Raw genomic sequence first — 4,098 nt, forward strand, 5'->3', positions numbered from 1 at the left:
CCACACCCCCTTCTCCCTTTTTCCTCATATAATGTCCTATTTTGACCCCGTAACCTCGGTTTATATTCATATTCCCTTTTGTCGTCGGCGCTGTTTTTACTGTGATTTCCCGATTTTTGTCGTCGGTAATCACACCAATCCGGCGACTTTTCCCCCTGTGGTGGAGTATGTGGAAATATTACAGGAAGAAATTAGCCTTAGTCAGGGGACGGGGAAACCCCTAGAAACAATTTTTTTTGGGGGGGGGACTCCTTCCCTGTTACCTGTGGAATTATTAGGGGCAATTCTGGATACTTTAGCCAAAAAGTTTGATTTTGCGGCCGATATAGAGATTTCTATGGAGATTGATCCGGCTACCTTTAGTTTAGAACAATTACAGGGTTATCTTAGTGCGGGAGTCAATCGGGTTAGTTTAGGAGTACAGGCTTTTCAAGAACCATTATTACAGGTTTCTGGTCGATCGCATACCGTTAAGGATATCTATCAGGCAGTGGAATTAATTCAGGGATTGGGAATAGTTAACTATAGTTTGGATTTGATTTCAGGATTGCCACAACAAACCCTGACAGATTGGGAAAATTCCCTAGAAAAAGCGATCGAACTGCAACCAGCCCATCTTTCCTGTTACGATTTGGTCTTAGAAGCGGTTACTCCTTTCGGTAAACAGTATCAACCCGGGAAAAAACCCTTACCCGATGATGAAACCACGGCGAAAATGTATGTTTTAGCCGGTGAAAAACTAGCTTTAGCCGGTTATCAACATTACGAAATTTCTAACTATGCCAAACCGGGTTATCAATGCCGACATAATCGAGTTTACTGGGAAAATCGTCCCTATTACGGTTTTGGTATGGGGGCTGCTAGTTATCTCCATCAACAACGTTTTACCCGTCCGCGCAAAAGTCGTGACTATTTTGCTTGGGTAAAAGAAGGCTGTCAGATTGACGTGGAGAAAAATAGCTTGATTGATGATCTTCTCGAAACCTTAATGCTAGGTTTAAGATTAGGGTCAGGGCTGAGTTTACCCGCGATTGAAGCTAATTTTGGTTCGGAAATCAAAAAAGCAATTTTAGAGGTCTTAGAGCCGCATAAACAGAGCAATCTAGTAATAATTGAGGGAGATAGCAGGGTAAGATTAAGCGACCCCGAAGGTTTTTTGTTTTCTAATATCGTTTTAACCGATTTATTTGATCGCTGGCAATAGTCAGAAACTATATTTTAAGTAGCTGGTTATAATTAAATTAAAAATAGATTTTAGCTTCGATCCCCCCTTAATCCCCCTTGATAAGGGGGGTGTCTGACAACTTTTAACACCTACCTACTTACTAGCGATAATGGATAGCTAACCAAATACAAGGGGGATTATTGCTAGTAAATTCGATGCGATGTTTTTGGTGAGGAGGAATCAGGAGATAATCCCCCGCTTGCAGATTAACTTGGCTGCCATCCTCATAACTAATCTCAGCGAATCCCTGTAATAAAATCACCCATTCAAAGTCAGATTGATCGTACCATTGACCGATGGGAGTGGTTTGACCAGTGGAAATAATTCTTTCCAGACGAATAGCTTGACTTTGGGTCAAAATTTCCAGAATTTCTCGGTCGGGAATTAGTTCAGGTAAATCAAAAATTGAAGCTGCTATCATTAGTTATTATTCCTTTCTGGATGAAAATCTTTAATCACCGTCGGTATTGCTGTTAAAATTTTCTCAACGATATGAGCAGGTGTATCTAGGTTAGAAACAACAATCCGAAGATCTGCTTCTCCATAAAGTCCCCGTCTTTGTTCTAATAATAACTCCAGTTTACTTTCTAAATCAGTGGACTCCAGCAGGGGACGAGAGGTATCTTGTTTTAAACGTTTAACCAAAACTTCGAGGGGAACATCTAACCAAATCATTAAACCGTGACGAAGATAACTCCAATTTATCGGTTTTAAAACCATCCCTCCCCCGGTGGCAATCACAGTTTTAGTCAGAGAGGATAATTCGGCTAAAACTTGGGTTTCCAACTCCCGAAAAGTCGCTTCTCCCTCGTCGGCAAAAATTTCCTTAATTGTCTTTCCTGCGACCCTTTCTATTAATATATCTGTATCAAAAAAACGATATTGTAACCGTCGGGAAAGCAACTCTCCCAGGGTGGATTTGCCAGATCCCATCATTCCTAGCAAAAAAACACTTAATCCCCGTAAGGAGTTAAAATCCGTTGAATTGTCCATAGTTAAAATTTAGCTGAATGTAGTCCTCGCTACTCAGGGATGATTTTTTGATAAGCATTTAGGAGTGAAAACCCGCAGGTGAAATCAGAAAATCTTCTCAGAACCCCCATTGACACCGACATCGTGTCAGAATCTGGATAACCATGATACCATCTTGGTAATTCATCGACAAAATCAGCTTGATTAATTTAATCAAGTGGTGTGGGGAGTGTGAACACAGGAGTCTAAAATTCATGTCCAATCAACCAGCAAACTTTCCGGGTAATAGAAATCAACTCAAACCGATTAAAGTCGGGGTTATCGGGGTCGGTAACATGGGACAACACCATAGTCGCATCCTGAGTTTGTTAAAAGACGTGGAATTCGTCGGGGTGGCCGATGTCAACGTCGAAAAGGGACTGGAAACTGCCAGTAAATACCGAGTCCGTTTTTTTGAAAATTATTTAGACCTCTTACCTAGGGTAGATGCGGTTTGTCTCGCTGTCCCCACGCGGTTACACCATCGAGTCGGGATGGACTGTCTGCAAGCGGGAGTACATACCTTGATCGAGAAACCGATCGCCGCTAGTATTAGTGAAGCGGAATCTTTAGTCAATGCGGCAGCCGATCACGATTGTATTCTGCAAGTGGGTCATATCGAGCGTTTTAATCCCGCTTTCCAGGAGTTATCGAAGGTCTTGAAAACCGAGGAGATTTTAGCGATTGAATCCCATCGCATGAGTCCCTATTCCCAGCGAGCTAATGATGTGTCGGTGGTGTTAGATTTAATGATCCACGATATAGATTTAATTTTAGAATTAGTCGCCGCTCCCGTGGTGAAATTAACCGCTAGTGGTAGTCGCGCTGCCACTGATTCCGGTTATCTCGATTATGTCACTGCAACCCTTGGTTTTAGTAATGGAGTGGTGGCTAATTTAACCGCTAGTAAGGTGACTCATCGCAAGATTCGCCGTTTAGCGGCCCACTGTAAAAATTCTCTCACGGAAGCGGATTTTCTCAATAATGAAATCCTCATTCACCGGCAAACCACCGCTAACTATAGCACCGATTACGGTCAAGTTCTCTACCGTCAAGATGGTTTAATTGAAAAGGTTTATACTAGCAATATTGAACCCCTACACGCAGAATTAGAACATTTTGTTCATTGTGTGCGCGGTGGGAATCAACCTTCTGTCGGTGGGGAACAAGCTTTAAAAGCTTTACGATTAGCTAGTTTAATCGAACAAATTGCCCTTGATGGTCGCGTTTGGCAACAATCGGACTGGAATTATCAATATCTTAATTCTCCCGTGATTACCGCTTCTTAATTGTTTTTACCCCGATTCTTTAAGTAAGAGAATTGGGGTGAGGAAACAAAATTAGTTATTTTGAGAACTTTTCAAACATTTTTCTGAGGATTTTTTCCCACACCATTGACTTTCACAGGGGACTCCATCACCGTCTCCATCCATTTTGACATTAGGGCAATTTCTCAAGAAAAAAGTCGCCTCTGCACAGGAGGTCATCTGGGAACAGTGAGTTCTACCATCGCAGCGAAATTGTGGAGAAGGACTAGGTTTTTTCTGGGGAGTGGGACGATTATTGTTGTTAGCTACGGCTAAATTATTGATGGTTTTATGGACAGAAATTGGTGATTTTATTGATATTTGTTCGCTCAGAAAACCCAGGATTAAAATAACAATTACTTTTTTCATAAAATGCTTGCCTGATTCTCTGATCTTATCATAGTACCAAATAAATAGGAGACAGGGTGCATCCCACATTTGCAGAAATACCGACAATCAGCAATTATCAGTGACTCTTAAATTAGTACAAAAATATGAACAATCGCGTGTAAGCATCCCACCGAAAAGCTAATGCGCGGGGGGTTTGGGGGGTAG

The 4,098-nt window shown here is 41.7% G+C and carries 5 protein-coding genes; 2 read left to right on the forward strand and 3 right to left on the reverse strand.

Features of this window, described 5'->3' with window-relative positions; genetic code table 11:
- Positions 1-31: 31 nt before the first annotated feature.
- Positions 32-1,204 carry a radical SAM family heme chaperone HemW gene (gene hemW, locus IQ234_RS20025; RefSeq protein ID WP_193958362.1) on the forward strand — a complete coding sequence of 391 codons (1,173 nt, stop codon included), beginning with the start codon at positions 32-34 and terminating at the stop codon, positions 1,202-1,204.
- A 121-nt stretch (positions 1,205-1,325) separates the two neighbouring features.
- Here the strand turns inward: hemW and IQ234_RS20030 are convergent, their stop codons facing one another.
- Positions 1,326-1,646, reverse strand: coding sequence for a cupin domain-containing protein (locus IQ234_RS20030; RefSeq protein WP_193958363.1), 321 nt, complete (start codon positions 1,644-1,646; stop codon positions 1,326-1,328).
- A complete protein-coding gene (locus tag IQ234_RS20035; RefSeq protein ID WP_193958364.1) occupies positions 1,646-2,218 on the reverse strand; it encodes a shikimate kinase in 573 nt (190 codons plus the stop codon). Before IQ234_RS20035 ends, IQ234_RS20030 begins: the two co-directional genes overlap by 1 nt.
- Positions 2,219-2,451: 233 nt before the next feature.
- On the opposite strand from IQ234_RS20035, the gene IQ234_RS20040 reads away from it, so the two are divergent.
- A complete protein-coding gene (locus IQ234_RS20040) occupies positions 2,452-3,525 on the forward strand; it encodes a Gfo/Idh/MocA family protein (RefSeq protein WP_193958365.1) in 1,074 nt (357 codons plus the stop codon).
- A gap of 51 nt (positions 3,526-3,576) precedes the next feature.
- Here the strand turns inward: IQ234_RS20040 and IQ234_RS20045 are convergent, their stop codons facing one another.
- Positions 3,577-3,912 carry an excalibur calcium-binding domain-containing protein gene (locus IQ234_RS20045; RefSeq protein ID WP_193958366.1) on the reverse strand — a complete coding sequence of 112 codons (336 nt, stop codon included), beginning with the start codon at positions 3,910-3,912 and terminating at the stop codon, positions 3,577-3,579.
- Positions 3,913-4,098: the final 186 nt, after the last annotated feature.

Source organism: Microcystis aeruginosa LEGE 91341, assembly GCF_015206885.1.
Classification (GTDB): Bacteria; Cyanobacteriota; Cyanobacteriia; order Cyanobacteriales; family Microcystaceae; genus Microcystis; species Microcystis aeruginosa_H.

Excerpts from the sequence above, each read along its gene's own strand:
- IQ234_RS20030 (WP_193958363.1), bottom strand. The coding sequence starts at position 1,646 with ATGATAGCAGCTTCAATTTTTGATTTACCTGAACTAATTCCCGACCGA.
- IQ234_RS20040 (WP_193958365.1), top strand. The coding sequence starts at position 2,452 with ATGTCCAATCAACCAGCAAACTTTCCGGGTAATAGAAATCAACTCAAA.
- IQ234_RS20045 (WP_193958366.1), bottom strand. The coding sequence starts at position 3,912 with ATGAAAAAAGTAATTGTTATTTTAATCCTGGGTTTTCTGAGCGAACAA.
- IQ234_RS20035 (WP_193958364.1), bottom strand. The coding sequence starts at position 2,218 with ATGGACAATTCAACGGATTTTAACTCCTTACGGGGATTAAGTGTTTTT.
- hemW (WP_193958362.1), top strand. The coding sequence starts at position 32 with ATGTCCTATTTTGACCCCGTAACCTCGGTTTATATTCATATTCCCTTT.